The sequence below is a fragment of the Methanobrevibacter sp. genome (assembly GCF_045577275.1).
Classification (GTDB): domain Archaea; phylum Methanobacteriota; class Methanobacteria; order Methanobacteriales; family Methanobacteriaceae; genus Methanobrevibacter.
Genome location: NZ_JAZNIB010000335.1, coordinates 1 through 1,645, shown reverse-complemented (window position 1 = coordinate 1,645; position 1,645 = coordinate 1). Strand labels below are relative to the sequence as shown.

General features: G+C 34.7%; 2 protein-coding genes. One reads left to right on the top strand and one right to left on the bottom strand.

Going from position 1 to position 1,645, the window contains the following annotated elements; translation table 11 throughout:
* Positions 1-936: pectate lyase-like adhesive domain-containing protein (locus ACKI67_RS09655; RefSeq protein ID WP_407463320.1), on the bottom strand; the 936-nt coding region annotated here is incomplete at its 3' end.
* 239 nt (positions 937-1,175) lie between these two features.
* On the opposite strand from ACKI67_RS09655, the gene ACKI67_RS09650 reads away from it, so the two are divergent.
* Positions 1,176-1,645, top strand: a 470-nt coding sequence (locus ACKI67_RS09650) for a 2-dehydropantoate 2-reductase N-terminal domain-containing protein (protein WP_407463319.1), incomplete at its 3' end; no start/stop codon positions are given.

Here is a 1,645-nt window from a genome sequence, read left to right as displayed (position 1 = left end):
ACTTCCTTCCCTTGCAAAAATAGCTCCACCTGCTGCAGAAGTAGCTGCAGAACCAGTGCCTGTGTTATTGACGAATGTACAATTGTTTACTGTTAATTTACCATGCAAATCGATTGCACCACCTAAACCACCATTTTTTCCACCTTTCAAAATAAGGTTTTTCATGGTTACGGTATTGCCATAAATTTTAAATAATCCAACTTTGTTTTTACCATCTACAGCTTTGCCGTTACCATCAATTATAATGGTGTTTGCACGATTGATTGTAATGGTACTAGTCATGACAATGTTATTGGTCAATTTGATTTCTGATATCTTCTCATTTTTAAGTGCGTTTTGAAGTTCACTGAAAGTGGATACGGATACAGGAGTGACTTTGAATGTGCCGGAAGCTGTAGATGGAGCATAATCATCATTTCCTTCAAATGTTAATGTATAAGCATATTGACCGATTGGAAGAGCGCCGAAAGTCTCTGAACCGTGACCTTCAACAAGTTGAATTAATACAGGCTCATAATCTGCAAAAGCAAGGATTACAGGACCGTCAACGTTAGCTCCTTCAGAATCTTTCAAATTAAAGTCAATAGCAACATCACTGCCAACAGTAACAGAATCAGCAGTGACTGTTAAAGTAGTTTCTTTCGGGGTGTTTTCCTGAGGATCCGGAGTTTCTCCACCTTCACCGCTAGGGTCAGTAGGGTCATCTCCACCAGTATTGGTTCCTGGATCAGCAGGATTGTCACCGCCAGGATTAGTGCCAGGGTCACTAGGACCATCTCCACCGGTGTCATCACCGGCAGGAACGTCACCGTCCATAAGTATAGGACTGCTTGAATCATCTTGAATATCTGCTGCTGCAGCGGAACCTGCAGAAATTGCAAGGATTGCAATTAAAAAAATACTCAAGATGAGTAATTTTTTATTTTTGATAAACATAGTTTTCCTCTTTTTACATTAGTTATTAATAATATATGAAATTTTTAATAATTATTATTAATAGTTAAATATTATATATTAAGTTATTTAATATAAATAATTAACCTTATTAAACTATATATCAATTTTATATATCAATAATATTAAATTATAATTAAATAACAAATAAATAGCAAGTTTTACATAAATTAATTAAATAATAAAATACTAAATTTATTTAGAAAGGTTATGGTGAAAAAATGAATAAGGTAGGAGTTATCGGAGCAGGAAGCTTAGGTACAGCGCTTGCTCAAACAATAGCTAAAAATGTGGATACAGTATATCTGCATTTAAGAAGAGAAGAATTAGCTAAAACAATAAATTCAACTGGATACAACAGTGAATACTATCCAAATACCAAATTGGAAAACAACATAATAGCTACTTGTGATTATAATGACTTAAAGGATTGCAAAATAATATTCCTGTCAATCCCTTCATCCGCCTTCAGATTTACTTTGGCACAACTTAAGAAATACATTTCAGATGATACCATTCTTGTAACTACAGCAAAGGGTATCGAATATCCTTCCCTAAAGACAATGGGCGCTTTGATAGAAGAATACTTTGATGAGAATTATGTTGCATTGTCAGGGCCTAATTTTGCATCTGAAATCGTTTTGAGTCTTGCAACAGTGTCAAACATTGCATCCAAAAGCAGAGAAAATGC